The 25,448-nt window shown below is 67.7% G+C and carries 28 protein-coding genes; 16 read left to right on the plus strand and 12 right to left on the minus strand.

Features of this window, described 5'->3' with window-relative positions; all coding sequences use genetic code 11:
* The first annotated feature begins 49 nt into the window (after positions 1 to 49).
* Positions 50 to 940 carry a patatin-like phospholipase family protein gene (locus tag AC3DEV_RS12215; protein ID WP_227022125.1) on the plus strand — a complete coding sequence of 297 codons (891 nt, stop codon included), beginning with the start codon at positions 50 to 52 and terminating at the stop codon, positions 938 to 940.
* Positions 941 to 997: 57 nt separating this feature from the next.
* Here AC3DEV_RS12215 and AC3DEV_RS12220 read toward each other — a convergent pair whose 3' ends face one another.
* Positions 998 to 1,144 carry a hypothetical protein gene (locus AC3DEV_RS12220; RefSeq protein WP_488372284.1) on the minus strand — a complete coding sequence of 49 codons (147 nt, stop codon included), beginning with the start codon at positions 1,142 to 1,144 and terminating at the stop codon, positions 998 to 1,000.
* A 237-nt stretch (positions 1,145 to 1,381) separates the two neighbouring features.
* Here AC3DEV_RS12220 and AC3DEV_RS12225 point away from each other — a divergent pair, with 237 nt between their 5' ends.
* The 4 genes from AC3DEV_RS12225 to AC3DEV_RS12240 all read left to right on the plus strand — a co-directional run bounded on the left by AC3DEV_RS12225 (position 1,382) and on the right by AC3DEV_RS12240 (position 5,035).
* Complete coding sequence (locus AC3DEV_RS12225; RefSeq protein WP_488372285.1) at positions 1,382 to 1,564, plus strand: hypothetical protein; 183 nt, start codon at positions 1,382 to 1,384, stop codon at positions 1,562 to 1,564.
* 134 nt (positions 1,565 to 1,698) lie between these two features.
* Positions 1,699 to 3,393, plus strand: a complete 1,695-nt coding sequence (locus AC3DEV_RS12230; protein ID WP_396468318.1) for a nitrite/sulfite reductase — start codon at positions 1,699 to 1,701, stop codon at positions 3,391 to 3,393.
* Positions 3,390 to 4,172 carry a phosphoadenylyl-sulfate reductase gene (locus AC3DEV_RS12235; RefSeq protein ID WP_067715394.1) on the plus strand — a complete coding sequence of 261 codons (783 nt, stop codon included), beginning with the start codon at positions 3,390 to 3,392 and terminating at the stop codon, positions 4,170 to 4,172. Before AC3DEV_RS12230 ends, AC3DEV_RS12235 begins: the two co-directional genes overlap by 4 nt.
* Positions 4,169 to 5,035: an NAD(P)-dependent oxidoreductase gene (locus AC3DEV_RS12240; protein ID WP_488372286.1), complete on the plus strand. Its 867-nt coding sequence runs from the start codon at positions 4,169 to 4,171 to the stop codon at positions 5,033 to 5,035. Before AC3DEV_RS12235 ends, AC3DEV_RS12240 begins: the two co-directional genes overlap by 4 nt.
* A gap of 27 nt (positions 5,036 to 5,062) precedes the next feature.
* On the opposite strand, the gene AC3DEV_RS12245 is transcribed toward AC3DEV_RS12240, so the two are convergent.
* Positions 5,063 to 5,848 (minus strand): lysophospholipid acyltransferase family protein, encoded by a 786-nt coding sequence (locus tag AC3DEV_RS12245; RefSeq protein ID WP_488372287.1) that lies wholly within the window; start codon positions 5,846 to 5,848, stop codon positions 5,063 to 5,065.
* An 81-nt stretch (positions 5,849 to 5,929) separates the two neighbouring features.
* On the opposite strand from AC3DEV_RS12245, the gene AC3DEV_RS12250 reads away from it, so the two are divergent.
* From AC3DEV_RS12250 to AC3DEV_RS12260, 3 genes are all read left to right on the plus strand, one after another.
* On the plus strand, positions 5,930 to 6,622 hold the full coding sequence (locus AC3DEV_RS12250; protein ID WP_488372288.1) for a sirohydrochlorin chelatase: 693 nt from the start codon (positions 5,930 to 5,932) through the stop codon (positions 6,620 to 6,622).
* A 144-nt stretch (positions 6,623 to 6,766) separates the two neighbouring features.
* The gene (locus tag AC3DEV_RS12255) at positions 6,767 to 7,114 is read left to right on the plus strand and encodes a histone-like nucleoid-structuring protein Lsr2 (protein WP_488372289.1); all 348 of its coding nucleotides are present in this window, start codon (positions 6,767 to 6,769) and stop codon (positions 7,112 to 7,114) included.
* 270 nt (positions 7,115 to 7,384) lie between these two features.
* Positions 7,385 to 8,107: a TetR/AcrR family transcriptional regulator gene (locus AC3DEV_RS12260; RefSeq protein WP_488372290.1), complete on the plus strand. Its 723-nt coding sequence runs from the start codon at positions 7,385 to 7,387 to the stop codon at positions 8,105 to 8,107.
* An 8-nt stretch (positions 8,108 to 8,115) separates the two neighbouring features.
* Here the strand turns inward: AC3DEV_RS12260 and AC3DEV_RS12265 are convergent, their stop codons facing one another.
* Positions 8,116 to 8,655, minus strand: coding sequence for a MarR family transcriptional regulator (locus AC3DEV_RS12265; RefSeq protein WP_488372291.1), 540 nt, complete (start codon positions 8,653 to 8,655; stop codon positions 8,116 to 8,118).
* A gap of 237 nt (positions 8,656 to 8,892) precedes the next feature.
* Here AC3DEV_RS12265 and AC3DEV_RS12270 point away from each other — a divergent pair, with 237 nt between their 5' ends.
* Positions 8,893 to 9,816, plus strand: a complete 924-nt coding sequence (locus AC3DEV_RS12270) for an acyl-CoA thioesterase (protein WP_488372292.1) — start codon at positions 8,893 to 8,895, stop codon at positions 9,814 to 9,816.
* Between the two features lies 1 nt (position 9,817).
* Positions 9,818 to 10,795: an NAD(P)H-dependent flavin oxidoreductase gene (locus AC3DEV_RS12275; RefSeq protein WP_488372293.1), complete on the plus strand. Its 978-nt coding sequence runs from the start codon at positions 9,818 to 9,820 to the stop codon at positions 10,793 to 10,795.
* A gap of 60 nt (positions 10,796 to 10,855) precedes the next feature.
* Here AC3DEV_RS12275 and AC3DEV_RS12280 read toward each other — a convergent pair whose 3' ends face one another.
* The 6 genes from AC3DEV_RS12280 to AC3DEV_RS12305 form a co-directional block, all read right to left on the minus strand.
* The gene (locus AC3DEV_RS12280) at positions 10,856 to 12,118 is read right to left on the minus strand and encodes a cytochrome P450 (protein WP_488372294.1); all 1,263 of its coding nucleotides are present in this window, start codon (positions 12,116 to 12,118) and stop codon (positions 10,856 to 10,858) included.
* Positions 12,119 to 12,189: 71 nt separating this feature from the next.
* Positions 12,190 to 12,936 (minus strand): SDR family NAD(P)-dependent oxidoreductase, encoded by a 747-nt coding sequence (locus tag AC3DEV_RS12285; protein WP_488372295.1) that lies wholly within the window; start codon positions 12,934 to 12,936, stop codon positions 12,190 to 12,192.
* A complete protein-coding gene (locus AC3DEV_RS12290) occupies positions 12,933 to 14,492 on the minus strand; it encodes an AMP-binding protein (RefSeq protein ID WP_488372296.1) in 1,560 nt (519 codons plus the stop codon). Before AC3DEV_RS12290 ends, AC3DEV_RS12285 begins: the two co-directional genes overlap by 4 nt.
* Position 14,493: 1 nt before the next feature.
* On the minus strand, positions 14,494 to 15,927 hold the full coding sequence (locus AC3DEV_RS12295; protein ID WP_488372297.1) for a pyruvate, phosphate dikinase: 1,434 nt from the start codon (positions 15,925 to 15,927) through the stop codon (positions 14,494 to 14,496).
* A 13-nt stretch (positions 15,928 to 15,940) separates the two neighbouring features.
* A complete protein-coding gene (locus AC3DEV_RS12300; protein ID WP_488372298.1) occupies positions 15,941 to 16,546 on the minus strand; it encodes a hypothetical protein in 606 nt (201 codons plus the stop codon).
* 96 nt (positions 16,547 to 16,642) lie between these two features.
* Positions 16,643 to 17,428, minus strand: a complete 786-nt coding sequence (locus tag AC3DEV_RS12305) for a tyrosine-protein phosphatase (RefSeq protein ID WP_488372299.1) — start codon at positions 17,426 to 17,428, stop codon at positions 16,643 to 16,645.
* Positions 17,429 to 17,505: 77 nt separating this feature from the next.
* Between AC3DEV_RS12305 and AC3DEV_RS12310 the strand changes: the two genes are divergently transcribed.
* The 3 genes from AC3DEV_RS12310 to AC3DEV_RS12320 all read left to right on the plus strand — a co-directional run bounded on the left by AC3DEV_RS12310 (position 17,506) and on the right by AC3DEV_RS12320 (position 19,606).
* Entirely contained in the window at positions 17,506 to 18,855 is a 1,350-nt protein-coding gene (locus AC3DEV_RS12310) for an aromatic ring-hydroxylating oxygenase subunit alpha (protein WP_488372300.1), read from the plus strand.
* On the plus strand, positions 18,852 to 19,070 hold the full coding sequence (locus tag AC3DEV_RS12315) for a hypothetical protein (RefSeq protein WP_488372301.1): 219 nt from the start codon (positions 18,852 to 18,854) through the stop codon (positions 19,068 to 19,070). Before AC3DEV_RS12310 ends, AC3DEV_RS12315 begins: the two co-directional genes overlap by 4 nt.
* 68 nt (positions 19,071 to 19,138) lie before the next feature.
* On the plus strand, positions 19,139 to 19,606 hold the full coding sequence (locus AC3DEV_RS12320) for a VOC family protein (protein ID WP_488372302.1): 468 nt from the start codon (positions 19,139 to 19,141) through the stop codon (positions 19,604 to 19,606).
* A 114-nt stretch (positions 19,607 to 19,720) separates the two neighbouring features.
* Here the strand turns inward: AC3DEV_RS12320 and AC3DEV_RS12325 are convergent, their stop codons facing one another.
* Positions 19,721 to 20,629 (minus strand): TIGR03619 family F420-dependent LLM class oxidoreductase, encoded by a 909-nt coding sequence (locus AC3DEV_RS12325; RefSeq protein WP_488372303.1) that lies wholly within the window; start codon positions 20,627 to 20,629, stop codon positions 19,721 to 19,723.
* Between the two features lie 11 nt (positions 20,630 to 20,640).
* Positions 20,641 to 21,048 (minus strand): VOC family protein, encoded by a 408-nt coding sequence (locus AC3DEV_RS12330; RefSeq protein WP_488372304.1) that lies wholly within the window; start codon positions 21,046 to 21,048, stop codon positions 20,641 to 20,643.
* A gap of 98 nt (positions 21,049 to 21,146) precedes the next feature.
* Here AC3DEV_RS12330 and AC3DEV_RS12335 point away from each other — a divergent pair, with 98 nt between their 5' ends.
* From AC3DEV_RS12335 to AC3DEV_RS12345, 3 genes are read left to right on the plus strand one after another with little or no spacing between them, the layout of a single operon-like run.
* Positions 21,147 to 21,911 carry an SDR family NAD(P)-dependent oxidoreductase gene (locus tag AC3DEV_RS12335; protein ID WP_488372305.1) on the plus strand — a complete coding sequence of 255 codons (765 nt, stop codon included), beginning with the start codon at positions 21,147 to 21,149 and terminating at the stop codon, positions 21,909 to 21,911.
* Positions 21,912 to 21,925: 14 nt separating this feature from the next.
* Positions 21,926 to 22,705, plus strand: coding sequence for a ThuA domain-containing protein (locus AC3DEV_RS12340; RefSeq protein WP_488372306.1), 780 nt, complete (start codon positions 21,926 to 21,928; stop codon positions 22,703 to 22,705).
* A gap of 2 nt (positions 22,706 to 22,707) precedes the next feature.
* The gene (locus AC3DEV_RS12345; protein WP_488372307.1) at positions 22,708 to 23,544 is read left to right on the plus strand and encodes an SDR family oxidoreductase; all 837 of its coding nucleotides are present in this window, start codon (positions 22,708 to 22,710) and stop codon (positions 23,542 to 23,544) included.
* A 110-nt stretch (positions 23,545 to 23,654) separates the two neighbouring features.
* Here the strand turns inward: AC3DEV_RS12345 and AC3DEV_RS12350 are convergent, their stop codons facing one another.
* On the minus strand, positions 23,655 to 25,388 hold the full coding sequence (locus AC3DEV_RS12350) for a PEP-utilizing enzyme (protein WP_488372308.1): 1,734 nt from the start codon (positions 25,386 to 25,388) through the stop codon (positions 23,655 to 23,657).
* Positions 25,389 to 25,448 lie beyond the last annotated feature (60 nt).

Raw genomic sequence — 25,448 nt, forward strand, 5'->3', positions numbered from 1 at the left:
ACGGTATCGGATCACGGCCGCGGAGGCGATCCGACCTACCCTGGGAGTCGTGACCGACTTCGCACCGACCGCCCCGGACGTCGCCCTGCTCTTCGAGGGCGGCGGTATGCGGGCGGTGCACACCGCCGGAGTCGTGGAGACGTTGATCGAGGCGGGCATCCACACCGGGTTGGTCGCGGGGATCTCGGCGGGTGCCTCCCATCTGGCGAACTACGTGTCGCGCGACGCGGTCCGGGCCCGCAAGAGTTTCGTGGAGATGGCGGCGGACCCGAACTTCGGCGACTGGCGAAGCTTCGCCCGCGGCAAGGGTCTGTTCAACGCCGAGTACATCTACGAGCAGGCCGGACTGCCGGACGAGGTGCTCCCGTACGACTTCGAGACGTTCGACGCCAGCGGTACCGAGGCGCGGATCGGGACGTTCCGCTGCTCCGACGGAGAGACCGTCTTCTGGGGCGAGGACGACATCACGTCGATGAGCGACCTCATGAGGATGGTCCGGTCGTCGTCGACGATGCCGGTGTGGATGCCGCCCGTGCTCATCGACGGCGAGTACTACGTCGACGGGGCGCTGGGTCACGACGGCGGGATCCCGCTGTCGGCGGCTCGCGACGCGGGGTACGACAAGTTCCTGGTGGTGCTCACCCAGCCGCACGGGTATCGGAAGATCCCGCCACGGCGGCTGACGCCGTTCTACCGCTCCTACTTCCGCCGGTTCCCGGCGGTGGGGGAGGCGCTGATGCACCGCTGGGCCCTCTACAACGAGACCCTCGACGAGATCGAGGCGTTGGAGGAGTCGGGCGAAGCACTGGTCTTCCGGCCGCACCGGGTGATGATCCGCAGCTATGAGCGGCGCGTGGACCGCCTCGCCGAGGCGTACGTGCTCGGGCGGGAGCAGGCGAGGCGCGAGGTCGACACCTGGCTCGACTTCTGCGGGATGTAAAACGTCCGAAATCGCGACACGCCCCGGTGGCGAACCACCGGGGCGTGTCGAGTCAGATCAGGAGCCGAACAGCGCGGCACCGCCGCCGAGGGTCTTGAGGATGTATGCGGGAAGCCCGAACAGCCCGTCGAGCGCGGCGGAGCCGACGCTGGGCGCGAGATCAGCGGAACCGGAAGCGAGGCCGTACCAGAAGTCAGAGAACATGGTGTGTCCTTTCGAGAGCGGCGCCACGGTATGTGGGCCATGTCTCACACGGTACGGCCGGCAGCGGGGCCCACGCCACCGCTGAATCGTGACCCCGCCGCGTCTTAAGTGAATGCCTAACTGTTATGCTGCGCGGTTCCCACTTTATGAGGAAATGCCTAGGCTGACGGCGGGGCGTCTGGGGTGCGGATCCACCACAGGGATGGGTCGTCAGATCAGCTCCGAAAGGAGTCTGTCATGTGGGGCAGCCTGTTCGATTTCGCCGGGTCGACGATCAATGCGGCTGGCAGCCTGGAGCAGAACACCGGATCCACGCTCGTGGATTCGGCGACGTTCCTGCCGGTCCACATTGTTGAGATCTTTTGGTACACGCTCCTCGGCATCGCCGGGGACCTTGGATCGGCCGTTCCGTCGATGTAGCCGCTTGCCGACAGCGTGCCGGCCGCCTCTCTCCCGGGCAGGCGGACGGAGCCGTCGTGTCGATCCGCGCGGGCGGGGGTCGGTTAGGTCACCCTGGATAGACAGACCAGTCTGTTCTGACTATTGTCGCGGGCATGACCGATACTGCAGCCGTCCCCCGCCCTGCTCGTCCCGCGCGGGCGCCCAAGCCGCAGGGGCAGTGGAAGATCGACGGCAAGCTGACGCTGAACCACAACGAGGAGTTCAAGCTCACCGACGACGCGCTCAACGTGCGCCAGCGGATCCTGGACACGTACTCCAAGGAGGGCTTCGCCTCGATCCCGTCGGACGACCTCTCCGGCCGTATGCGCTGGTGGGGCCTGTACACCCAGCGTAGGCAGGGCCTCGACGGCTCCCGCACCTCCAAGCTGGAGGCCGACGAGCTGCAGGACGAGTACTTCATGATGCGCGTCCGTACCGACGGCGGCGCGGTCACCACCGACCAGCTGCGCGTGCTCGCGGGGATCTCGACCGACTTCGCGCGCGGCACCGCCGACATCTCCGACCGGCAGAACATCCAGTACCACTGGATCGCGATCGAGGACGTCCCCGCCGTCTGGCAGCGGCTCGAGGACGTGGGGATCGACACCGTCGAGGCCTGCGGCGACTGCCCGCGCGTCATCCTCGGCAGCCCGGTGGCGGGCGTGGCCGAGAACGAGATCCTCGACCCCACCCCGGTGATCGCCGAGATCAAGGCCAAGTACATCGGGACCCCCGAGTTCTCGAACCTGCCGCGCAAGTTCAAGTCCGCCATCACCGGCCACCCCAGCCTCGACGTGGTCCACGAGATCAACGACATCTCGCTGGTGGGCGTCGAGCATCCCGAGCTCGGTCCCGGTTACGACCTGTGGGTGGGCGGCGGCCTGTCCACGAACCCGCAGCTCGCGACCCGCATCGGCGTGTTCGTCCGCCAGGAGGAGGCCGCCGAGGTTTGGGCCGCCGTCGTGGGCATCTTCCGCGACTACGGCTACCGCCGCATGCGCACGCGCGCCCGGCTCAAGTTCCTCATCAAGGACTGGGGCGCCGAGAAGTTCCGCCAGGTCATGCAGGACGAGTACCTGGGCCGCGAGCTGCCGGACGGCCCGGCACCCCGCCGCGGTGTCGGCTCGGGTGACCACGTGGGCGTCTTCGAGCAGAAGGACGGCCGCTACTACGTGGGCGCCGCCCCGACCGTCGGCCGCGTGGGCGGCGAGAAGCTGGCGCAGGTCGCCGACCTCGCCGAGGCCGCGGGATCCAAGCGCGTCCGCTTCACCCCGCACCAGAAGCTGCTCGTGCTGGACGTCGAGCCGGACAAGGTCGACCAGCTGGTCGACGGACTGGCCGAGATCGGCATGTACGCCCGCCCGAGCTCGTTCCGCCGCGCCACCATGGCGTGCACCGGCATCGAGTTCTGCAAGCTCGCCTTCGTCGACACCAAGGACACGGCGACCGCGCTGGTCGACGAGCTGGAGCGGCGCTTCGCCGACGACGCGCCCCTGCGCACGCCGCTGTCGATCCACCTCAACGGCTGCCCCAACAGCTGCGCCCGGATCCAGACCGCCGACATCGGGCTCAAGGGACAGCTGCTCGACGGTGACACCCCCGGATTCCAGGTCCACCTGGGTGGCGGGCTGGCCTCCCAGGACCAGGAGTCGGGTGGGCTCGGGCGCACCGTCCGCGGCCTCCGCGTGCCGTCGGCGGAGCTGCCCAACTACGTCGAGCGCGTGATCCGCAAGTACATGGACACCGGTGCCGGCGGCGAGACCTTCGCCGAGTGGGCGCACCGGGTGGACGAGGAGGCCCTCGTATGACGGCTGTAGCTCTGGACCTGCTGCCCCGCAGCACGGTCCTCACCCCCGGCCCCGGCCGGAAGCGCACCACCTCCGAGCTCAAGGCGATCGCCGAGGAGGCCGGCCGTCGCTTCGACGACCGCGGCCTCTACGGCAACCACTCCGAGATCGACCCCGCCGAGGTCCTGGCCTGGGCGGGCGAGACCTTCGGTGACGCGCTCGCGGTGGCCTGCTCCATGGCCAACACGGTCGTGCCGGAGATGACCGCACCCCACGCCCCCGGCGTGGACGTGCTGTTCCTCGACACGAGCTACCACTTCTCCGAGACCGTCGGCGTCCGCGACGCGCTCGCGGCGACGCCCGGCCTCAACGTGGTGGACGTGCGCAGCCCGGCGACCCGCGAGGAGCACGAGGCCGCCCTCGGCCCGCGCCCCTTCGAGACCGACCCCGAGCTGTGCTGCCGCCTGCGCAAGGTGGAGCCGCTGGACGCCGCCCTGTCCGGCTACGAGGCCTGGATCACCGGCCTGCGCCGCGTGGACACCGACCACCGGGCCGGCGCGGCGATGGTGGAGTGGGACGAGAAGCACTCCATGGTCAAGATCAACCCGCTGGTCGCGTGGACCCTCGAGCGCGTCCACGACTACGCGGCCGAGCACGGCTGCCTGCTCAACCCGCTGCTCGACGACGGCTACCCGTCGATCGGCTGCGAGCCGTGCACGCGCCGCGTCGAGGCCGGAGCGGATCCCCGCTCGGGCCGCTGGGCGGGGTCGTCCAAGACCGAGTGCGGCATCCACCTGTGACCAGCGCGCTCTCGGCGCCGCCCGCCGGCCCGGCACCGACGCCGGCGCTGGACGGGCTCCCGCTCACCGTCGGCCTCGCCGGTCGCGAGGTGCTGCTCGTCGGGGCCGGGCCCGTCTCGGCCCGCCGGGCGGAGACCTTCCTCGAGGCCGGCGCGGTCCTGCGCGTGGTGGCCCCGCGCGTCGACCCGGCCATGGCCGACCTCGCGGAGCGGGCGTCCGACCACCTCGTCGTCGTCACCAGGGCGTTCACCCCATCCGACCTGGATAGTCCCTGGATGGTGCACGTCGCCACCGGCGACCCCCTGGTCGACGCGGAGATCGCCGCCCTGTGCGAGCAGCGCCGCATCTGGTGTGTCACCGCGGGGGACGCCGGGCTCGGCTCGGCGCGGGTGCCCGCGCGGACGGCCGTCGCGACGCCCGCCGGCCTCGTGCGCATCGCGGTCGACTCCGGCGACCCCCGGCGGTCGGTGCGCGTGGGACGCCACGTGGCGCGCTCGCTGGCCACCGCGCCGGCCGGACTGCGCGCGCGTCGCCGCCCGGCCACCGGGTGGGTCGCGCTCGTGGGTGGCTCCGGCGACGGTGACCTGCTCACCGTGCGCGCCCGGCGCCTCGTCCACGCCGCGGATGTCCTGGTCACCGACGGCGCGGCCGACGCCGCGCTACTGACGGAGCTCGACGACGACGTCGAGGTGCTCGAGACCGGACCCGACCTGCCCGCCGCCCGCGTCGCCGAACTGGTGGCGACGCGGTTCGCCGCGGGACACGGGGTCGTGCGGATCGCGGCGGCGGCCACCCTGGCCGCGCGGGCCCGCGAACTCGACGCCGTCGGGGTGGAGTTCGAGGTCGTCCCCGGCGTGGTCTGAGCAGGGCAGTCCGGGCAGGGCGGCCGCCTACTCCCAGGCGGCGGTGAGGGCGTCGTCGATCCCGTCGCGCACCGCGCTTCGCACCTCGTCGATCGCCGGCGGGGCCCCCGGGTCCTCCCACACGATGGGCCGGCCCGCGGCCAGCACCGGGCGTCGCGGAGGTGTCCTGGCGTGCTCCCGCCCGTGGTAGACGATCCCGACCGGTAGGACCGCCACCCGGCCGCCCTCCACGCGGACCCCGCGGACCATCTGGCCCACCCCCTTCTTGACCGAGTCGAGACGGAGCGTGTGCAGGTCGTCGGCCGAGGAGTTGGTCCCCTCGACGAATGTCAGGACCACGCCGCCCGAGGTGAGACGATCCACGCAGAGACCGATGAGCCGGGCCGCCGCCGCGTCGTGCACCTCGCGAGCCGTGCCCTGGTAGTTCTTGGCCCGGAACACCGGGACCGTCCCCGTGTACTCGAAGACCGGGCGCAGCGGGCCCCGGAAGAGCGGGTCCTTGGTCAGGCCGGTGCCGCTCGACAGGAACCGGACCCGCTTGTCGAACACGCCCGAGGCCAGGACGAACGGGTCGTGCTTGGACGGGTGGTTGGCGGCGACGACGATCCCCACCCCGGCGTCGTGGAGACGGTCCAGCTCGGACACGGTCTCCGGCGCGATCCGCAGCTCGGGGGCATAAACGGCCCCGACGAGGGCCAGCAGCGGGTGGGTGAAGCCGTCGCGCCGCCGACCGGGGCCGTAGAAGTCGTACACGGCCTCCCAGTTGGCCACGGTCACCTCTGGCCGCGCACCCCGCCTGCTGCCTGCGTTCATCCCCCCAGTGTCGCCGAGCAGCTGCCGCCCCGCACCCGGATTGCGGCATGCTCGAAGGGTGAACGCTCCCGGGATGACGTCATGAGCCCCCGCCTCCTGCTGGTCGCCCACGGCACCCGGGCGGCGGCCGGCCGCCGCGTGCTGGGTCGGGTCCTGCTGGAAGCGCGTAAGCAGCTGGCCGGCGTGGACTGCCGACTCTCCTGGGTGGACGTCCAGTCACCCGGCCCGGGCCGGATCCTCACCGACGGCGCACCGACGGTCGTGGTCCCGGCCTTCCTTGCCCGCGGTTACCACGTCACCCACGACGTCGGGCAGGCCTGCCGCGACGCCCCCGGCCCGGTCGTCCAGACGCCGCACCTCGGTGCGGAACCGGAGGTCGTGCGGGCGCTGATGCAGCGGCTCGCCGAGGCCGGCGCGGTGGGCGCGTTCGGCGCGGACGCCGTGGTCCTGGGCGCGGCGGGGAGTAAGAACGCGTCGTCGATCGCGGAGACGAGGGCGCTCGCCGACAGGCTCTCCGACCTTATGGGCGTGCCGGTGACCTCGGGTTTCGCTTCCGCGGCGGTCCCGACCGTCGCCGAGGCGGTCGAGCAGTTCCGCACCGGGGGGCGACGACGGGTGGCGGTCGCGACCCACCTTCTCGCCCCCGGTTTCTTCGCCGATCGAATGGCCGCGGCAGGCGGGGATATCGTCTCTCCGCCACTCGGCGCACACCCGGAGATCATTGATCTGATTGTCCGGAGATATCGGGAGAATTCCGCGACAATCGGCCACTGAGCAGCTGACGGATATCCCCGGAAAGTTCAGTACTGAGAACATAGTCGAGAAGCGTTATCCAAAACATACTTGTGCGTATTGCGACTTCTCTGTGCATAATGTCCCCATATAGAAAGAACAGGACCGGCCCAGGGGGAAGAAAGCATGGCACAGCAGTTCCAGGTGCAGTACATCGACGACCTCGACGGAACGGATCTCGGCAGCGAAGCCAATACGATTTCGTTCGCGTTCGACGGTAAGGAATACACGATCGATCTCAGTGATGAGAATGCTGAGAAGTTCCGCGAGGCCATGGCGCCGTACGTGGAGAACGGACATCGCGTCTCGTCGAGCGGCAAGGCAAAGCCCGCACGCCGGGCGGCCACCAAGTCCTCGTCGCCCTCGGGTGATACCAAGGCGGTTCGCGAATGGGCGCGGAACAACGGATACGAGGTTTCCAACCGCGGTCGAATTCCGTCCGACATCATGGACGCCTACGCGGCGGCCAACTGATACGGATACCGGGCGGTACGAACTGAACACGGACGCCGACTAACCCTGTCGACACCCGACGAGGCGGCGAACCGGAATCGCGCACGAAGGTAGGGCCCGCAGTCCCCGCGAGGGGCTGCGGGCCTTTCTCGTCGCACTTCCGCGAGGCGGGCGGGCGCAGCTCTCCAGGAACGCCGTCACGGCAGGTGGGACACTGTTGTCACGGCGTCTGCGGCGACACGCCACGCCGCTATGACGCCGATGTCGTCGTCGTCGTCGTACCCTGCCGGGGTGACCCCTTCCTCGCCGCGCGCGGCCACCCGCGCCTCGACCCAGGCCGCGACCCGCGCCCCACACCACGCCCAGTACGACGAGGCGCTGCGCCGGGGGATCCTCGACGAGGCCACGCGACGGCTCCGGGACGCGGCGCCGGAGACGCTGGGACTGCGGCCGCTCGCCGCCTCCCAGGGCACCTCCACCACGGCGATCTACACGATGTTCGGCGGCAAGTCCGGGCTGCTCGCGGCCGTCGCGCACGAGGCCGACCGGCAACTCGCGGTCGCCCTGCGCGAGTCGCTGCGTCACGACAGCGTCGAGGGCGACATGCGGTCGCTGTGCCGCGCGTACCGGCGGTGGGCGCTGGAGAACCAGGGCCTGTACGGGCTGGTCGTGGGCGAGCCCGTCCGGTCGCCGCGAGCCGGGATCGCCGGGGGCGGGGACGGCAGGGGTGGAGACGGCAGGGGTGGGGACAGTGCCGCCGACTCGCTGTGGCGGGAACCGCTGCTCGAGGTGGTCGACGCGGCCGTCGACGAGGGCGTGTTCCGGTCGGCCGACGTGCACGAGACCGCCACCACGATCTGGGCGTCGCTGCACGGGGTCGTGTCGCTGGAGCTGAGTGTGTGGCGGTCCTCGCCCAGCGCCGAGCAGTACTTCGAGACGCAGCTCGCGGCGATCCTGCGGTCGTGGGCGGCGGGGGGCGCTGTGATGGCAGGGGAGTCGTGCCGGGCGGTCTGACGCCTCGGTTACTTGGCCTTGGGCTGGGTGTCACCGGCGGCATCGCGCATGGCGGTAAGGACATCGAGGAGGTCTGCGGTCATCTCAGGGGTGGCCTGAGGGATGCCGAATCCGCACTCTGAAAGGCTCGCGGTTGCGTTCTTCACCTTCTCCCGGCCGGCGTCGGTAATCGTCACGCAAGTAGCCCGACGGTCGGTCGGGTGCGGGGTGCGCGCGAGTAACTCTCGCTTCTCCAGTCGGTCGGTGGCCAGGGTGGCGGTGGTCGCGTGGACGAGAAGGTTGCGCGCGAGGCTCGAGATGAGTCGCGTTCCCGACTCGGAGAGCTGCAACGTCATCAGCATCAGGTAGTCGGTCATGTTGAGGCCGTGCTTCTTCAGTTCGGTCTCGACCTGATCTGCGACGATTCGCTCGAACCTCAACAACGACGTGAGGGCGAGGAACTGGTCGGGCTTGCCTTCGAGTTTCTGAGCGGCCCAGTAGTGGGCAGCCCAGTCGACCGGGTCGGTGATGTCGGGAACAACTGGTGGACTCGTGGTCTCGGCTGCCATGTCTGCCTCTTTTCGATCCTGTGTCGGTGTTCGAGATGCGAACACTTTTAGTCTAGCAATGGACAGCAGAGGCTTAGATGGTCGCCGTACCGTTGCCGCCGGCTATCGCTAGACTACTAATCTAGCAATAAACTATCGAATGATGGAGTAAGTGGGTAGTATCGGCGCCATGCACCTCCGCCGCCGTGTCGCTCCGCAGCCAGGTAACACGGGTGATTCGGAAACAGGCACGGTAGCGTGACCGACATCGCGGAAGTGGTCGGCTTGCTCGACCTCGATGAAGTGGAACGAGACCTGTTCGTCGGCCGACATCCGCAGGCCAGGCCGCCCCGCGCCTTCGGTGGACAAGTAATGGCACAGGCGCTCATGGCTGCCGGCGCAACGGTCTCCTCTGATCGGCTTCCGCACAGTCTGCACTGCTACTTCATCCGGGGTGGACGCACCACCCTCCCGACCTTCTTCCGGGTCGGCCGAATCAGGGACGGAGGAAGCCTCTCGGTCCGGCGGGTATCGGCGACGCAGGGCGACGAGACCATCTTCGAGATGACGGCGTCCTTCATCACAAACTTCGGACCTCCACCGGAGTCGCGGGTGGAGATCCGGGCACCGGGACCGAACGAACTTCCCACGGTGCAGGAGCGACTCGCTGGCTATGCCGATGAGATGGACGGGTGGTGGGTCCGCGAGAGACCCTTCGACGTCCGCCCGGTGGGGCCACCCCCGAGGGCGGCGCTCGACGAACCCGCTGGCGCGCTCCCGGGCAGCAGCCAGATGTGGTTGCGTGCCGCGGGGCGGGTGCCCCGGAATGCGTTGCTTCAGCGGTGCCTCCTGGCGTACGCGAGTGATCTCACCCTGCTCGAACCGGTCTTGATCGCGCACCGTCGTACGACTCTCGGCCCGGGTTCAGTCGCGTCCCTGGACCATGCGATGTGGTTCCATCGGACCCCCGATATGGAGGAATGGCTTCTCTACGAAGCCGAGGTCCTCGGAGAAGCGCCCCGTCGGGGCCTGTGCGGAGGCCGGTTCGCCACCGAGGACGGGTTGCTCGTCGCCACCGTGAGCCAGGAGGGCTACCTGAGCCCGCACTCGCCGAGCAACTGGGCGGGACCACGATTCAACCCTGCAGAGCGGCAGAAGCCGCACCCGTCCACAGAGGAGTGACATGTTCAAGAACCGCTTTACCGAGACCTTCGGGATCGAGCACCCCGTTGTCTGCGGTGGAATGACGGCGGTCGGCACGGCAGAGCTCATCGGAGCCGTGGCAGAGGCCGGGGCGCTGGGATTTCTGACCGCTCTGACCCAGCCCAGTCCCGAGGCACTGACCAAGGAGATCGCCCGGGTCCGCGAGTTGACTGACAAACCGTTCGGGGTCAACCTGACCATCCTCCCGACCATCGACCCGGTGCCGTACGACGAGTATCGCGACGCGATCATCGCCGGCGGTGTGAAGATCGTCGAGACCGCCGGGGCGAATCCCGCTCCACACCTCCCTGCGTTCAGAGCGGCCGGGGTGAAGGTGATCCACAAGGCTGTGGCGGTGAGGCACGCGGTCAAGGCCCAGTCACTGGGTGTCGACGCCGTCAGTATCGATGGATTCGAGTGCGCGGGCCATCCCGGTGAGGACGACGTCCCGGGTCTGGTCCTTATCCCGGCGGCGGCGCGACAACTGACCATACCGATCATCGCCTCGGGCGGCTTCGCCGACGGCGCCGGTCTCGTGGCCGCCCTGGCCCTGGGAGCCGACGCCATCAACATGGGGACCCGGTTCGTGGCGACCACAGAGGCGCCGGTCCATCAGGCGGTCAAGGACCAGATCGTCGCCAACACCGAGCGCGACACCGTGCTGGTCTTCCGGAAGTTCCGTAACACCGCCAGGGTCGCCCGTAACTCGGTCTCCGAGGAGATTCTCGCGATCGCCGCGGAGGAGGGGACGACGTTCGAGGACGTGGCCCATCTGGCGTCAGGAGCCCGCGGTCGCTCGGAGGTGCTGGCGAAGGGCGATGTCGAAGGCGGCATGTGGTGGGCCGGTCAGGCCCAGGGGCTGATCCACGAGGTGTTGAGTTGCCGGGACGTCGTCGACTCGATCATCGAAGACGCCGAGCAGCTGATCCGGGAGACGCTCGCGGGACAACTCGCCTGATCCGGGCACGAGTAGTGGGTCGGTCCCGATTCGGGGCCGACCCACTACTCGTCTCCGCGGTCAGCTGCGGACGAAGGTCAACGGTAGTTCGAGCGGCCCACGCAGGGCGAAGCTCGGGAAGTACGGCGTCACCGCCTCGGGATCGGCGAAGGCGAGGTCGTCGAGTCGCTCGAGGAGAGACGTGATCGCGATGGCGGCCTCGCGTCGCGCCAGGTTCGAGCCCAGGCACACATGCTCGCCGCGGCCGAACGCGAGATGGTGTCCCCGCGTCCCGTCGAGGACGACGTCCTCCGCATCGGGGAAGGCGGACTCATCACGGTTTCCGGAGGCGTAGATCAGGTAGAGCATGTCGCCTTCGGCGATCTCCGCTCCGCCCACCGTGGTGGCCTCGGTGGCGTGGCGGAAGAGCCCCTGTGCCGGTGACTCGAGGCGCAGTGCCTCCTCGACCACGGCCGGGATCCGGTCGAGGTCCTCGCGGACCTGACGCATGAGCTCCGGATCCTCGATCAACATCTTGACCGTGCTGCCGATAAGGTTGGTGGTGGTCTCGTTGCCCGCGATGAGGAATTGCACGAGCATCTGGAGGATCTCGTCCTCGGTGAGCGGGTCCTCACCGCCCATCCGTGCGTTGAGGAGGTCGGTCAGCAGGTCGTCGGTCGGGTTCTCCCGGCGCTTGGCCAGCTCCTCGGTGAAGTAGTCGTAGAACGCGTCGACGTTCGCGAAGAGGTCGATTTGCTCCTCCCGGGAGAGGTCGGGGGCTCCGACACCCTTGGTGAAGGCGACCGTCCACTGCTTGAACGTGCTCATCATCTCGTGGGGGACCCCCATGATCCGGGCGATCACTCGCATCGGGAGCTGCATCGCGAACTGGCTCATCAACTCGACCTGTCCGTCGTCGGCGAAACCGTCGATGAGGGTGTCGACGATCGCGTGGAACTCCGGCTCCATCTCCTTGACCCGGCGAGGCGTGAACGCCATGGCCACCAGGCCCCGCTGGCGCTTGTGGAGCGGCGGATCGGCGTTGAGGAGCACGGTCGATTTCGAGATTTCGACGCGCCGCATCGCCTGGCGTCGCGTGTCCTCCGGGTAGGTGTCGTCCCGGATGATCTTCTCCGCCAGACCGGTCACGGACGTCCGGCCGCTGGCGAAGCGGCTCGAGAAGAGGACAGGGTCCTTGAGGACTGTCCGGATGTCGTCGTAGCGGCTGACCAGCCATGCGTTGAGCTTGTCGCTCCACACCACCGGATGCTCGTCGCGCAGGTGGGAGTAGGCGGGGAACGGGCAACGGACGCTCTCCTCCTCGAGGTTGAGGAGCGCGGTCATCGGGGAGTCCGGTGTGATGGTGTCGCGGGCAACAGGGCAGTGGGACATTGTTCGCTCCGGTAGGTGTGTGCTCAGCCGTTCTGCGCGGCCTGGAGGAATGGAACGGTCGATTCGGTGAGACCGCCGTCGACGTAGATGACCTGCCCGGTGACGTAGCGGGAGTCCTGACCCACCAGGAACTGGACGACGTCCGCGATGTCCTCCGGCGTGGCCCGGCGTCCCAGGGGCACGAGGTCGTTGAAGCGGGCGTCCCGGTGCTCGTCGGCGCGGTGCGCGGTTCCCTCGGTCGCGACGCCGCCCGGCCCGACGGCGTTGAACCGCACTCCCGTCGACCCCAGTTCGACCGCGCACAGCTTCGTCAGGGACAGGAGCGCAGCCTTGGATGGTGAATACGCCGCCGTGCCCGGAACCGGGAGCTTGGCGGCCATCGAGACGATATTGACCACCGATCCCCGGGTAGCGGTCAACTGGGGGAGGAACGCCTGGATGAAGTTGAGGGGCCCCAGGACGTTCACCTCCATCACGGCGCGGAACCGATCGATCTCCACGTCCGCGATCGGGGCCGGAGGGAAAATGCCGGCGTTGTTGACCAGTGCGTCCAGCGACGGGACGCTCTCGGCCAACTCACGCACGGCAGCGGCGTCGGTGACATCGCACGTCACCGCTCGCCCGGAGACCGCCTCGGCAGTGCTGGCGGCCGCGTCCCCGTCCATGTCGACGGCGATGATCGAGTAACCCTCGGAACACAGGCGCCGCGCGATCGCGCGCCCGATCCCTCGTCCTGCGCCGGTGACGAGAGCGGTCTGGGTCCCGGTCATGATGTTTCCTGCTTCCGGAGATCCGTGGTCGAGATCCGGTCGGTGTGAAGCGCCCGGATCGACCGCTTGTCGAGCTTGCCGACGGCGGTCCGCGGCATCTGGTCGATGAACCGGAATTCCCTGGGGCACTTGTAGCCGGCGAGGTGCAACCGGCAGTGGGCGGCGAGTTCGTCAGCGGTGGGGTACGGAACATCCGGACCAGGCATCACCAGAGCGACCAACTTCTCGCCCATGGCGTCGTCGGACACCCCGTAGCAGGCCACGTCGAGGACGGACGGGTGGCGCATGAGTACCTGCTCCGTCTCGGCGGGGTAGATGTTGACGCCTCCCGACACGACCATGTCGGAAGCGCGGTCCGTGATCCAGACGTATCCGTCGGCGTCCATCCGGCCGATCTCGCCGAGCGTGAAGCTGCCGTCCCCGCGCGTGCTGTCATCGTCTTCCGACAGGTAGGTGATGCCGTGACCGGTGTCGTCACGGAACCACAGAGGTCCCTCGGTGTCGGGTGGGGCCACCTCGTCATCGTGGTCCAGGATGAACGCGGTGAACGGGGGTACAGCCCTGCCCACAGACCCGGGGCGCTTCAGCCACTCCTCGGAGCTGATCATGCACGTGGTCCCGACCTCACTGGCGCCGTAGCTCTCCCACAGCACTGGGCCCCACCAGTCGATCATCGCCCGCTTGACGGCTTCCGGGCACTTCGACCCGACCTGCAGGACGTATTCCAACGAGCTGTGGTCATACCGCTCGCGTACCTCGCCCGGCAGCTCGAGCAATCGTTGGAAGTGAGTGGGCACCATGATCGAGGAACCGATACGGTCTCGGTGGATCGCATGGAGGACGGCCTCGGCGTCGAACTTCCCGACGATCGTCACCGGGACGCCGGCGAGGAACAGCCGCGTGCTGGTCAGAGGTCCCGAGTGGTACATGGGACCCACGACGAGGTGGCGGCCCATGGCTGCGAGCCGATTGTTCCGCAGCAGGCGCAGGTGCTCCTCGATATCCTCGCCGCCCACCCACGAGGTGAACGGGAGCTCGACGCCCTTGGGGCGACCCGTGGTGCCCGAGGTGTAGACGAGGGTGCGCCGTGGGGGCAGATCTGTGCGGGGCTCGGTGTCGCCGGCCCGGGCGCACCAGTCGGACCAGTCGACGACGGCGTCGGGAACGTCAGCCGCCCGCTCGCCCCATGCGACGACGGTGCCCACCCCGGCGGCTGCCGCGGCGGCGTATGCGGTTCGCGCGTGAACGGCGTCGCAGAGGACCACGTCCACCCCGGCGTCGCTGAAGAGGTACTCGAGTTCTCCGGCGGTCAGGTGGGAGTTCGCGGCGACCCCGGAGGTTCCGGCGAGTGCGCAGGTCGCATAAGCCAGTAAGGTCTCGACGGAGTTGGAGGCGACCACGGCCACCCGGCGGCTCTCCCGCAGATCCGCACCCTGTAGCGCGCTCACCGCTGGTCTCAGGCGGTCGTCGACCTCCGCCCATGTGAGGGCTGTGTCGGCATCGCGGACCGCGATCTCCGCGGGCCGCGCTCGAGCGAGTTCGCCCGCGAACGTCACGTCATACCCCCTGCCGCGGACGGCTGCCCGCCCACTCCATCAAGGTCGTGGCCGCCTCGTGGTCCCGGGTGGAGTCGGAGACCACCGGGAGTGTTCCCTCGAAAATCTCACCGGTAGTGCCGTCGACGGTGACCGTCTGGCCCTCCAGCCCCATCAACGTTCCCTTGCCGCAGCCGACTGCACACGGGAGGCCCAGTTCGCGGCTCACCACGGCGGCGTGCGAGGTGGAACCGCCGATCTCGGTGATCACGGCACTGGCGACGACCATGCCCGCGACGTCGTCGGGGTCCGTGGTCGGCCTGGCCAGGATGACACTCCCGCCCTCGTCGGCGAGGTCCTCCGCGTCCTCACACGACGTCACGACCGTGCCGACCGCGACGCCCGGACAGGCGGGCAGGCCCTTGGCGAGCAGCGTCGCCGAGGCCCGTGCCAGTGGATCGATGTGCGGTTGGATCGCCGCCTGGAGTTGCGCTTCGGAGACGAGCTCCACTGCGCGGTCCTTGTCGATCACGCCCCGCTCGTGCAGCGACACGGCGATGCGGACAGCGGCCTGGGGCGACCGCTTGGCGGCTCGGGTCTGGAGGAGGAAGAGCTTTCCCCGCTCGACCGTGAACTCGATGTCCTGGGCGTCCTGCCCCCACGCCTCGAGTGTGGCGGCGGCCGCCATCAGTTCGTCGTAGACCGCGGGGAGCTGGGCCTGGAGCGTATGGAGGGGCTGGGCGTCGAAACGCCCCGACACCACGTCCTCTCCCTGGCCCCGGGGGAGCCATTCGCCGAACGCCTCGGATTCACCCGTCATCGGGTTGCGAGTGAAGAGGACTCCGGTGCCCGAGTCGTCGTCGAGGTTGCCGAACACCATCGCCTGAACCGTCACCGAGGTGCCGCCACCGTCGGCGATGCCGTGGTGGTTCCGGTACGAGACGGCCCGGGGTGAGTCCCAGGACCGGAAGACGGCCGCGGCGGCGTTGACAAGGTCGGCCCACGGGTCACCGGTGGCCTCGGACCCGACGACCTTCTGGAACTGCTCGCGGTAGCGCCGGTGGGTGTCGGCGGCGAACGCCGGATCCTTGGTGGACTCGGCCAGGATGGCTTCGATCTCGTCGTTGATGCCGAGGTTCAGGACCGTGTCCATCATGCCGGGCATACTCCGGGCGCCCCCCGAACGCACGGAGACCAGCATCGGTCGGCGGTCGCCACCGCCGAGGCGACGGCCGGTTTCGTCCTCGAGGCGTCGGACGCCCTCCCGCAACGAGTCGAGCACCTCGTCGGTCAGGTCACCCCCGTTGTCGATGACCTGTCTGCAGCAGCTGGTCGTCAGTACGAATGCGGGCGGCACGGGTAGACCGAGGTTGCGCATCTTGTTGATGCTGAGGGCTTTGCCGCCAGCGAGGTCACGGTCGAGGTCAGGGACGTCGCCCAGCCAGATCAAAGACATATCCGCTCGCTCCTCAGACGGCGCGGCCGGCGGCCGCTTCTTCTTCGCGGTTCAGTCCGAGAAGGCCGATCAGCTCTTCGTGGAACTCGAACCAGACGGTGTGGTAGCTGTCCATGATCGGACGCGCGATGAACGTGTGGTCGCCACCGCGGACCTGGTCGATCGCGTGGTCGAACCTGGCAGAGTACGGACCGAGTCGCGACGCCAGGCCGGCGATCCTGGCCACCAGTGGCGCGAATCCTTCGTGCAGGGTGACGAGGCGTGCGATCACGCTCGCGTCGTACTCGGGATCGGTGTGATCGTTCGGAGCCCCGTCGCGCATCTGCCAGTCGGTGATGACGGCTTTGAGCTGGTTATTGTGGCTGTCGAACTCCTCGTAGGCAGCGGCGAGCGCCGAGGCGTCGATCGTGTTCCGTTCCGCCTCGATCAGCGAGGCCACGCGGGCCTTGCCGGCAGGCGTCGCGCGGACGTTCGGGTCCCCCTTGAGGAGTTCCTGTTCGCGCAGGCGAGCGATCTCCGCCGCCGCTTCCTCGACGCTCACGTCCGCGCAGATCGCCGCGGCCTCGGGGGACAGACGCCCCTTGAGTCGCGCTGCCTGCAGGATTCGCACTTCGGACATCTGACTCTCCTCGACTTCTCTAGAACTAGATCATCTAGCAGTAGAGTAATCGTATCCAAGGCGGACCGTTGTGTCCAGTCTCACACTCCGTCGGGGTCAGGCGGTGAGCAGGGTGTCCCGTAGAGCGCCCGGGACCTGTGGGCAGTCCAGGTCTCGGAAGTAGCCCTCGGTACTTCCGTGTTCGCCGATGAGCCAGTCGAGGAAGCGGTCGATCGTCTCCGCGGGGGTGCGGATCGCGGCGTCGCGGTCTAGGTTGAGCTGCTCGAGTTCCTCAGGGGTCGCTGTCGACTCGAGGTGGTCCAACATCGCGATCATGCCGATGCTGCTGTAGCTGTAGTCGTCGAGGATGTCCTGACGGGGTACGCCGAGGCTGCTGAGCAGGATGGCCACCATGATCCCCGTGCGGTCGCGCCCTGATGCGCAATGGATGAGGGTCCGTCCCTCGGTTGCGGTGGTGAGCGCGAGCCACGCCGTCCGCTGGTTCTCGAGACTCGACCGGTGCATCTCGGCGTACAGATCAGCAGTCGACTCCGGACGGAGGTAGCGATGCTGCTCCTCGAACGGTGGCACGTGTGTCCACCACGGCGTCGCGAGCCGGCGAACCCCGAGCTCGGCCCATGCGTCAGATCCCCGGGTCTGCACCTCGCCCTCCGTGCGCAGGTCGATGACCGAGTCGATCTCGAGGGAGTTCAGGGTCCCACGATCGGCTCGGGTTGTGAGATGGGGGTCGTCAGAGCGGACGAGGCGACCGGGACGGATCAGGTGACCGTCTCGAGCCGGCAGCCCCCCGAGGTCTCGCGCATTGAAGAGTCGGTCGAACCGGAGTCTGCGGGACGCCGGGTGGCGCGCGTGGCCGACGGTCGGTTCTGTCCTGGGAATCATGGCCGAAGTCTATTGATCGGGCTATAAATAGTCTAGTATAAGACTAGTTCACTGATCCGGAAGAAGTGGAGAAGGACATGGGAGAGCGGCTTGACGTCGGGGACCGCAGGGTCTCCTACCAGGATGTCCTGGATCTGGATACCAGGGAGGTGCCGTCGCATATCCGGCAGGAGTCCCGTGGCGAGTTCGACTTCCTCACGTCGTCCATCGAGCGATTTGTCTCGCGGGACTGGCACGAGCGGGAGAAGGAGCGGATCTGGAAGAGGACCTGGCAGGTCGCCTGCCGCGAGGAGCACATCCCCGAGGTGGGCGACCACGTGGTCTACGAGATCGCCGGCCTCTCCTTTCTGGTGATCAGGAGCGCGGAGAACGAGATCCGCGCCTATCCCAACTCATGCCTACACCGCGGGAGGCAGCTCAAGGACTACGCGGGGAACTGTGCGGAGATCCGCTGCTCGTTCCACGGGATGACGTGGAAGCTCGACGGCGAACTCAAACGGATCCCGGCCGATTGGGAGTTTCCGCACGTGAACCCCGACACGTTCCGCTTGCCGGACGCTCAGGTCGGCACATGGGGAGGGTTCGTCTTCATTAACCCGGATCCCGGAGCGGGGTCTCTCGAGGAGTATCTCGGCGACTTCGCTGGCCACTTCGCCAAGTGGGACCTGGAGAGTCGGTACCTCGAGGCGCACGTGTCCAAGATCCTGCGGTGCAACTGGAAAGTGGCGCAGGAGGCGTTCATGGAGTGCTGGCACGCCGCCACAACCCACCCCCAGACCGTGCCCTACGCTGCGTTCGGCGTGTGCCAGGTGGACGTCTATGACAAGTTTGCGCGGTTCATCACGCCGTCGGAGGTGGTGGGGCCGATGATGCCGTGGGATCCCAGCGCCGAGGAGATGCTGCGCTCCACGATGGACATCCGCGAAGACGAGCCCCTGCCGGTCGAGCTCCGCGAGGGTGAGACGGCGAGGTCGTTCATCGTCCGGAACACCCGCGAGAAGTGGCGTGGTCTGATCGGAGAGAAGATCGAGGACTGGGCCGACTGCGAGCTGGTCGACAACTTCACCTACACCGTCTTCCCCAACCTGATGCCGTGGGGCGGCGTGCACAAGATCGTCTACCGCTTCCGGCCCAACGGGGACGATCACCGTACGTGCGTCATGGACGTCTTCATCGTGGCACCGTTCACCGGTGAACGGCCGAAGCCTGCCGACGAGACCCGGCTCGGCCCTGACGACCCGTTCGCCGGCTCGCCGTTGGGGATGCTCGGCAACGTGTTGGACCAGGACTGCAACAACATGGAGAAGGTTCAGTACGGGATGGAGACCGCGCGCCACACAGAAGTGACGTTCGCGAACTATCAGGAGGACAACATCCGGTGGATGCATCGGCTGATGGACAGCTACCTGGAGGACGACGAGTCATGAACGGAATTCGACACCCGTATACCAAGGCCCTCTACGAACCCGATGACGGTCGGGTCAAGGTGACGGACAAGAGCGGACGAGTGGGGTGGTTCGCGCAGAACGGCCGGTGGCTGGAGGGCGATCGATTCGACGCAGACCCACAGCTGTGCGTGTGGATCGCCGCGCCGCGCGGTGTCCATCGCATGCAGCAGGTCGACGAACCGAGCGCATCGTGACCTCGTAGGGTCGGCGCACCTCGTCCGGTCAGGGACACAATTCAGTACCAGAATGAGCAGGAGAAGACATGTCCGTCTTGCAGCCTTACCATGCGGGTTTCATCGTGAGTGACCTCGAAGCCGCCGTCGCGGACTTCGAGGCGAAACTGGGTTACACGTTCAATCCGCCCTCGACCTATGTGGTGAAAGATCTCGACGACCGCGTCAACGGAAGCCGCGGCCCGGTCGAGATCCGCGTCACCTATTCACGTCAGGGGCCGTTCCGGCTCGAGGTGATCGAGGCCCGTGGCGACGGTATCTACTCTCCCGGGGCGCCGGGCATCCACCACCTCGGAGTGTGGGAACCGGACCCTGAAGCGCGACTGGCTTCCCTCGAAGCGGCTGGCGACCACATCGTCGGTGTCGTCAGGCAGGGGGACGGGACCGTCGACATCGTCTATGCGACGTCCGCTGCCATGCCGGACACCCTGATCGAGTACGTGAGCGAAGCGCAGCGGGAGCGCCTCGAGGCGTGGTTCAACGGCGGTCAACTCTGACTAAGTACGCATAACCGGGTACAACGCCCACTCTCCAGGCGGACAGGCGCCGGCAGGTGAGGATCTGCGTATCGGGAGATCCGTGCGCCTGCCCCGGGGGTATCCCCATCAGAATCAGCGAGATGTGGCCGCTGCGTCCAGGATCGGCTGGAGCGAGGACACCGTGGCCATCCAGTCCTCGCGGGATCTGATGTCCGAGCAGAAGTTCGTCTCCACGATGACGGACTCGAAGCCGGCCGCTGCGGCCTGCAGGGTGCGCTCCGCGATCTCCGCCACGCTGGTGATCTTCCCGGCGGTCGACTGCAGACTGGCGCGGTAGATCACGTCGACCGGTTTCAGGCCCTCTGGTCGCATCGAGTTGATCCGTCCCAGGATCTCGGAGGCCTGGGCGATCGGCATCGAGCCGGGATTCCACAGGTCGTAGTGCTCCGCGGTTCGCTTGAGGCCCTTCTCGGACCACATCCCCGACATCAACCGCGGGTGCGGGGACTGTAGCGGCTTGGGCCGGACGATCGACCGGGGCACGTCGAAGAACTCGCCGTGGTGTTCAACGGGGTCCTCGCCCCAGCACTTCGTGAGTACCTCGAGGAACTCCTCGATGCGGCGGCCTCGTGTCCTCGGGTCCACACCCACCGCCTTGTGTTCCTCCACGGACCACCCCACGCCGAATCCCACGGCGGTGAGCCGGCCCCCGCTCAGCTGGTCGATCGTGGCCAGCTCGTTGGCGAGCTGGACCGGCCAGTGGTTCCCCCCGACCAGGACGCTGGTGCCGAGACCGATCTCCTCGGTCCACGCGGCGACCGCGGGCAGGACCTGGAGGGGACCGTAGACGGACTTGTACACGTCAGGCTGGGCTGCGGCGCTGCCGCCGTACTCGCCCTCCTGCTCCAGGGCGTACATGAAATGGTCCTGCGCCCAGAGGTGCGCGAAACCCATCTCCTCCGCTTGCTGGGAGACGTCCTTGATGACGTGCATGTCCGTCACGGGGCCGAGTTGGGGAAGCACGAGTCCGATGGTGGTCATGGAGGGGCCTCTCAGGCTGGGCGGTTGACGAACTCGACGAGATTGCCGTCGGGGTCGGTGGCGATCGCGATACTGACGCCGGGTCGGACCTCGGTCGGTCCTTCGACCACCCGCTGGCCGGCTTCTTGGACCGCGGAGAGGACCTCGTCGAGGTTGGAGACTGACACCGTCCAGTAGCGGAGGCCGGTCGACGCCTCGAGGGCGCCGACGGTGTGATTCGCGGCCGGCGGGGTGTCGAAGGTCGCCAGTTTGAGAACGCAGTCGCCGACCTGGAACCGCTTGACCAGGAATCCGGACATGGGAACGTCGGGCAACGGGGGGAACCCGATGACATTGCCGTAGAAGTCCACCATCGCCTCTGGATTGGTGGTGACGATCCCGATGTCGATGGTCGGCTTGACCAGATGCGCTGCAGCCATGGGGCACTCCTCGGTTGGGGTTGTCTCTTCTGACGATGTAGGTAAGTATAGTCGTGAACTAAATGGTTTGCTATCAGACTTTCGACAAGGGGCGTGAGATGGACCTGGAACTGAACGGACGACGGGCGTTGATCACCGGGGGGAGCCGCGGCATCGGTCGGACGATCGCGTCGGTGCTGGCCGAGGAGGGGTGCTCGCTGGCGCTGTGCGCTCGCACCGAGGGCCCACTGTACGAGGCACGTGACGCGCTGGAGGCGCGGGGCGTGACCGTGTACGCGGAGACGGTCGACGTCACCGACCCGGACGCCGTCCGCCGATTCGTCGCCGCCAGCGCCGACGCCCTCGGTGGTCTCGACGTGGTGGTGTCGAACGCGTCGCCCGGCAGCCTCAAGGGGGACGACTCCTGGGTCGACAGCGCCCGCGGAGACCTGCAGGCCTTCGCGATCCTGGCGGAGGCGGCCAAGCCCCATCTGCTCGAATCGGGTCAGGGTGCCGTCGTGGCCATCAGCTCGACCAGCGCACTCGACGTGGATATCCCGTCCGGGCCGAACTCGTTCGGTGCCATCAAGGCGGCCGTGTTGCACCATGCGTCCGCCCTGGCTCGCGCCTGGGGGCCTGAGGGGATCCGCGTCAATACCGTGTCACCCGGCCCGATCGAGTTCGAAGGCGGCGCCTGGGATCAGGTCCGCCAGAGTCGTCCCGAGGTCTATGAACGAGTGCTGGGTGAACTCCCGCTGGGGCGCTACGGCGACCCGGTCGACGTGGCTAACGCTGTGGCCTTCCTCGCGAGCCCTCGCGCTTCGTTCAGCACCGGAGTCAACTTCGTGGTGGACGGCGGGCTGCTGTCCCGGGTCCAGGGTTGAGAGTTCGGTCCGTCATGGGAGGGAAACTCGACGTCCTGTCCGTCACCAAGGGGCACAAGTACGACCGCTCTGCTTTCGGGGCGATGCTGGACGCGTTGCCGGGAATCGAATGTACCCAGGTGGAACAACCCGCCGCCCAGGTTCACTTCTCCCCCGCGGAGGCAGACAAGTGGGATGCCTTCCTGATGTACGACATGCCCGGCTATGTCTTCAAGGCCGACCACACCCGGCCCGACCTGGTGGAACCTCCGGACTCGTTCCGGAGGGACTTTCTGCGGCTCGTCGAGGCGGGTCACGGGTTCGTCTTTGTCCACCACGCGCTGGCGGCCTGGCCCACCTGGCCCGAATATGGTCGGGTGATGGGCGGGCGATTCCACTTCGTGCGCACCGACGAGCAGGCGGACTCGGGGTATCGACATGCCGTCACGCAGAAGGTGAGCCCTGTCGGGACGCACCCGGTGCTCGCAGGGCTGGAAGACGGATTCGCCGTCACCGACGAGGTGTATCTCTCCGAGGTCTACGACGACGTGATTACCCCCTTGCTCACGACGGACGCCGAGCTCACCGACCAGACCGTCTGGTCCACCTGGAACGCGGTGAACGGCAGGCGTGACACCAACGACGGGTGGGAGCACCCGACAGGGTCCGGAGTGGTGGCCTGGGTCCGCGACCATCCCCGGAGCCGCATCGTCTACATCCAGCTCGGCGACAGCCCGGGTGCCTTCGACAACCCGGCATACCGACGACTGCTCGCCAACGCACTCGCGTGGGTGTCGGACAGAGCGGGACAGTAACGATGACGGATCCGTTCGGCATAGAGGGTGACGTGGCTCTGGTTACCGGGGGTTCACGGGGCATCGGCCGTGCTATCGCCGAGCTGTACGCGGAGCGTGGCGCACGCGTGATCATCTGCGGTCGAAATGAGGAGAACGGTGCGGCCGCCGCGCGAGAGATCGCGCGAGGCGTGGAGTTCCGGCGCGCCGACGTCACCGACGAGGCCGACGTGAAGGCCTTGATCGACGGCGCGATCGCCACCCATGGCGCCATATCGGTCCTGGTCAACAATGCCGGCCCGACCGACCTCCTCCATACGCGGGACACCGACGGCCCGATCGGCCATATCTCGCTGGACAACTGGCGCAAGGTTCTCGACCGGACCCTCACCAGTGCCTTCCTGCCCTCCCGATACACCCTGCCGCACATGATGCGTCAACGGCGCGGTGCGATCGTCAACATCTCCTCTCTCGCGGCAGCGCAGGCGATGCCCGGTTTCGACACCTACTCGACGGCGAAGGGTGGCCTGGAGGCGCTCACACGATCGATCGCGACGGGTTACGGGCACCTCGGAATCCGCTGTAACGCGATCCGTGTCGGCAGTATCGCGGTCGACCACGGTGACGGCAGCCGCCGTCGCTACGCCGCGGAGGACGACGGCCCGGACGCGTGGCGGAAGCCGGTCCCGCCGCCGGAGGGGGCACCGGAGGACATCGCCCATGCTGCGCTGTTCCTCGCGTCACGCGCCGCGTCGTACGTCAACGGGGTGGTTCTCCCGGTGGACGGGGGAATGGGGGCGCGGTCGCTGATGCCGTGGCAGACGCCGCGTCCGGAGATGTTGGTGGAGGACGCCCTCTGACGATGGGGGCGCCTTATGCCTGCGTCCGCTCGTCTCGCCTGATGTGCCGAGAGGCCGGCTCCTCCTGAAGGGAGGAGCCGGCCTCGTCGCCGCCGAAGAACGGGTCGTTGTCAGTGAACGGTGACGGTGCCGGCAGCGCCGTCGACTGTCAGCATCGCTCCGTCCTTGATCTTCTTGGTCGCGCCCCGGATGCCGAGGACGCAGGGGATGCCCAGTTCACGGCTCACGATCGCGGCGTGGCTCATGGAGGCTCCGACGTTGACGACCACGGCTGCCGCGGAGGTGAAGATCGGGGTCCAGCCCGGGTCCGTGAGCGGCGCGACGAGGATTTCACCTGGTTCAAGGTCCTCGGCGTCCTCAGGGTCGGTGATGATCCGGGCGATGCCGGTCGCGGTTCCGGCGCATGCGCCGATGCCGTGGAGGACGTCACCGGATTTGGCCGGTGCGAGGTCCGGGGCGACCTTCTTGGGCCACTCCGTCACGGGCGGGATCTCGCCGTCGACGAAGAACGGGGGTTCCAGTTGGGCCAGCTCGTCGGCCCACTCGAACCGCTCCGCGATGATCGGCACCCACTTCTGTGGGTCCTGGATGAACGAATCGAGCTCGTCCTCTCGCAGCATGGTCAGGTCCTCGGGCCGCCCGAGGACGCCCTTGGCGACGTAGCGGTTGGCCAGTTCCCAGATCGCCATCCTGGCCTCGTGGAGGATGCGGATGGTGTTGGTCTTGGACTGCTCCCTGGCCCGGGAGTAGAGCTCGGCCGAGGCGAGGACTCCGTCGATACCTGCCAGGGCCTCGGGGTTGTCCTTGAGGCCCTCCCTGATGGAGGCGGTGAGCTCCTCACGCTCCTTGCGGAGGCGCGCCGAGTTGTTCGCCGGGTGCTTGCTGTCGTCCTGGAGCCGCATCCGGCCGATCATGCCCAGCGGGATCCTCGGGTGGTTCTCCCAGTTCTTGGGCATCGCCGACCATTCGTCGGTCGACCGCGAGCCGAACTTGTAGATGAACTCGTCGAACTTCTCCACGAACTCCTTCGCGGCGGCCGAGTCGCTGGCGCGGAGGCGCTCCTCGAGTCCGTCGAGTCCCTTGTCGAACTCGGCGGTGAGGTCGGAATCCGATTTGACCATCTGGCCGAGATCCCACATCGCCTGGTTCGGTGCTGCCGACGCGATGTCACCGAGGCCACCCATGAGTGTGATCGCCAGACTGGGGTCGCCCATCGAGGCGACGGTCTGGTCCAGCGCGCCTGTCACTACCGAGCCTTCGTAGACCATCCTCAGGTGGGTGCGGAGGACCTCGGAGTAGATCCCGGCGATGATCTCCCGCTCGTGGGCGAGTAGTTCTTTGTCGGAGAGTGTCGACAGGTCCGGGCGGGCGGCCCGGAGAGTCGCTGCCGCCTCCTTGTGGCGAGCGACGTCCGGCCGCTCCCTCTCTGAGAGGACGCGCTGCACGGTCTCGAGGATGCGCTCGGTGTACTCGGGCTTGGCGTCGTCCGGGTGGGGCAGGTAGGGCGGTGCTTCGATCTCACCGAGGTAGGTGCGGTCCATCAGTTCCGGGCTCGCGCCGGGCATGCGCGCTCCGAAGGTCCGCGCGTTGGAGAGGTTCAGGTAGATGTATCCGTGGATCATTCCTTGGATGTCGATGACATCGCGGAACTCGTCGGCATCGAAGGCGCCGAACTCGACCAACCCCTGCTTCCACTGCTTCTCGGCCGGAGGTCCGCCGATCATGGTCCACATGAGCGGGGTGGTCACGTTGGGTGAGACCTCGCCCACGTTGGCGCGGGTGTAGACCGGCCATCTTTCGCTGAGCGGGGTATCCACGATCCATGGACGCGAGATGTCTACCATGCGTTCTTCCTCCTCGTAAATGTGACCTACGCCTCAAAGTAAACTCTATAAGGCGACTAT

It is taken from the genome of Dietzia sp. IBK-p2-15D (assembly GCF_057773105.1).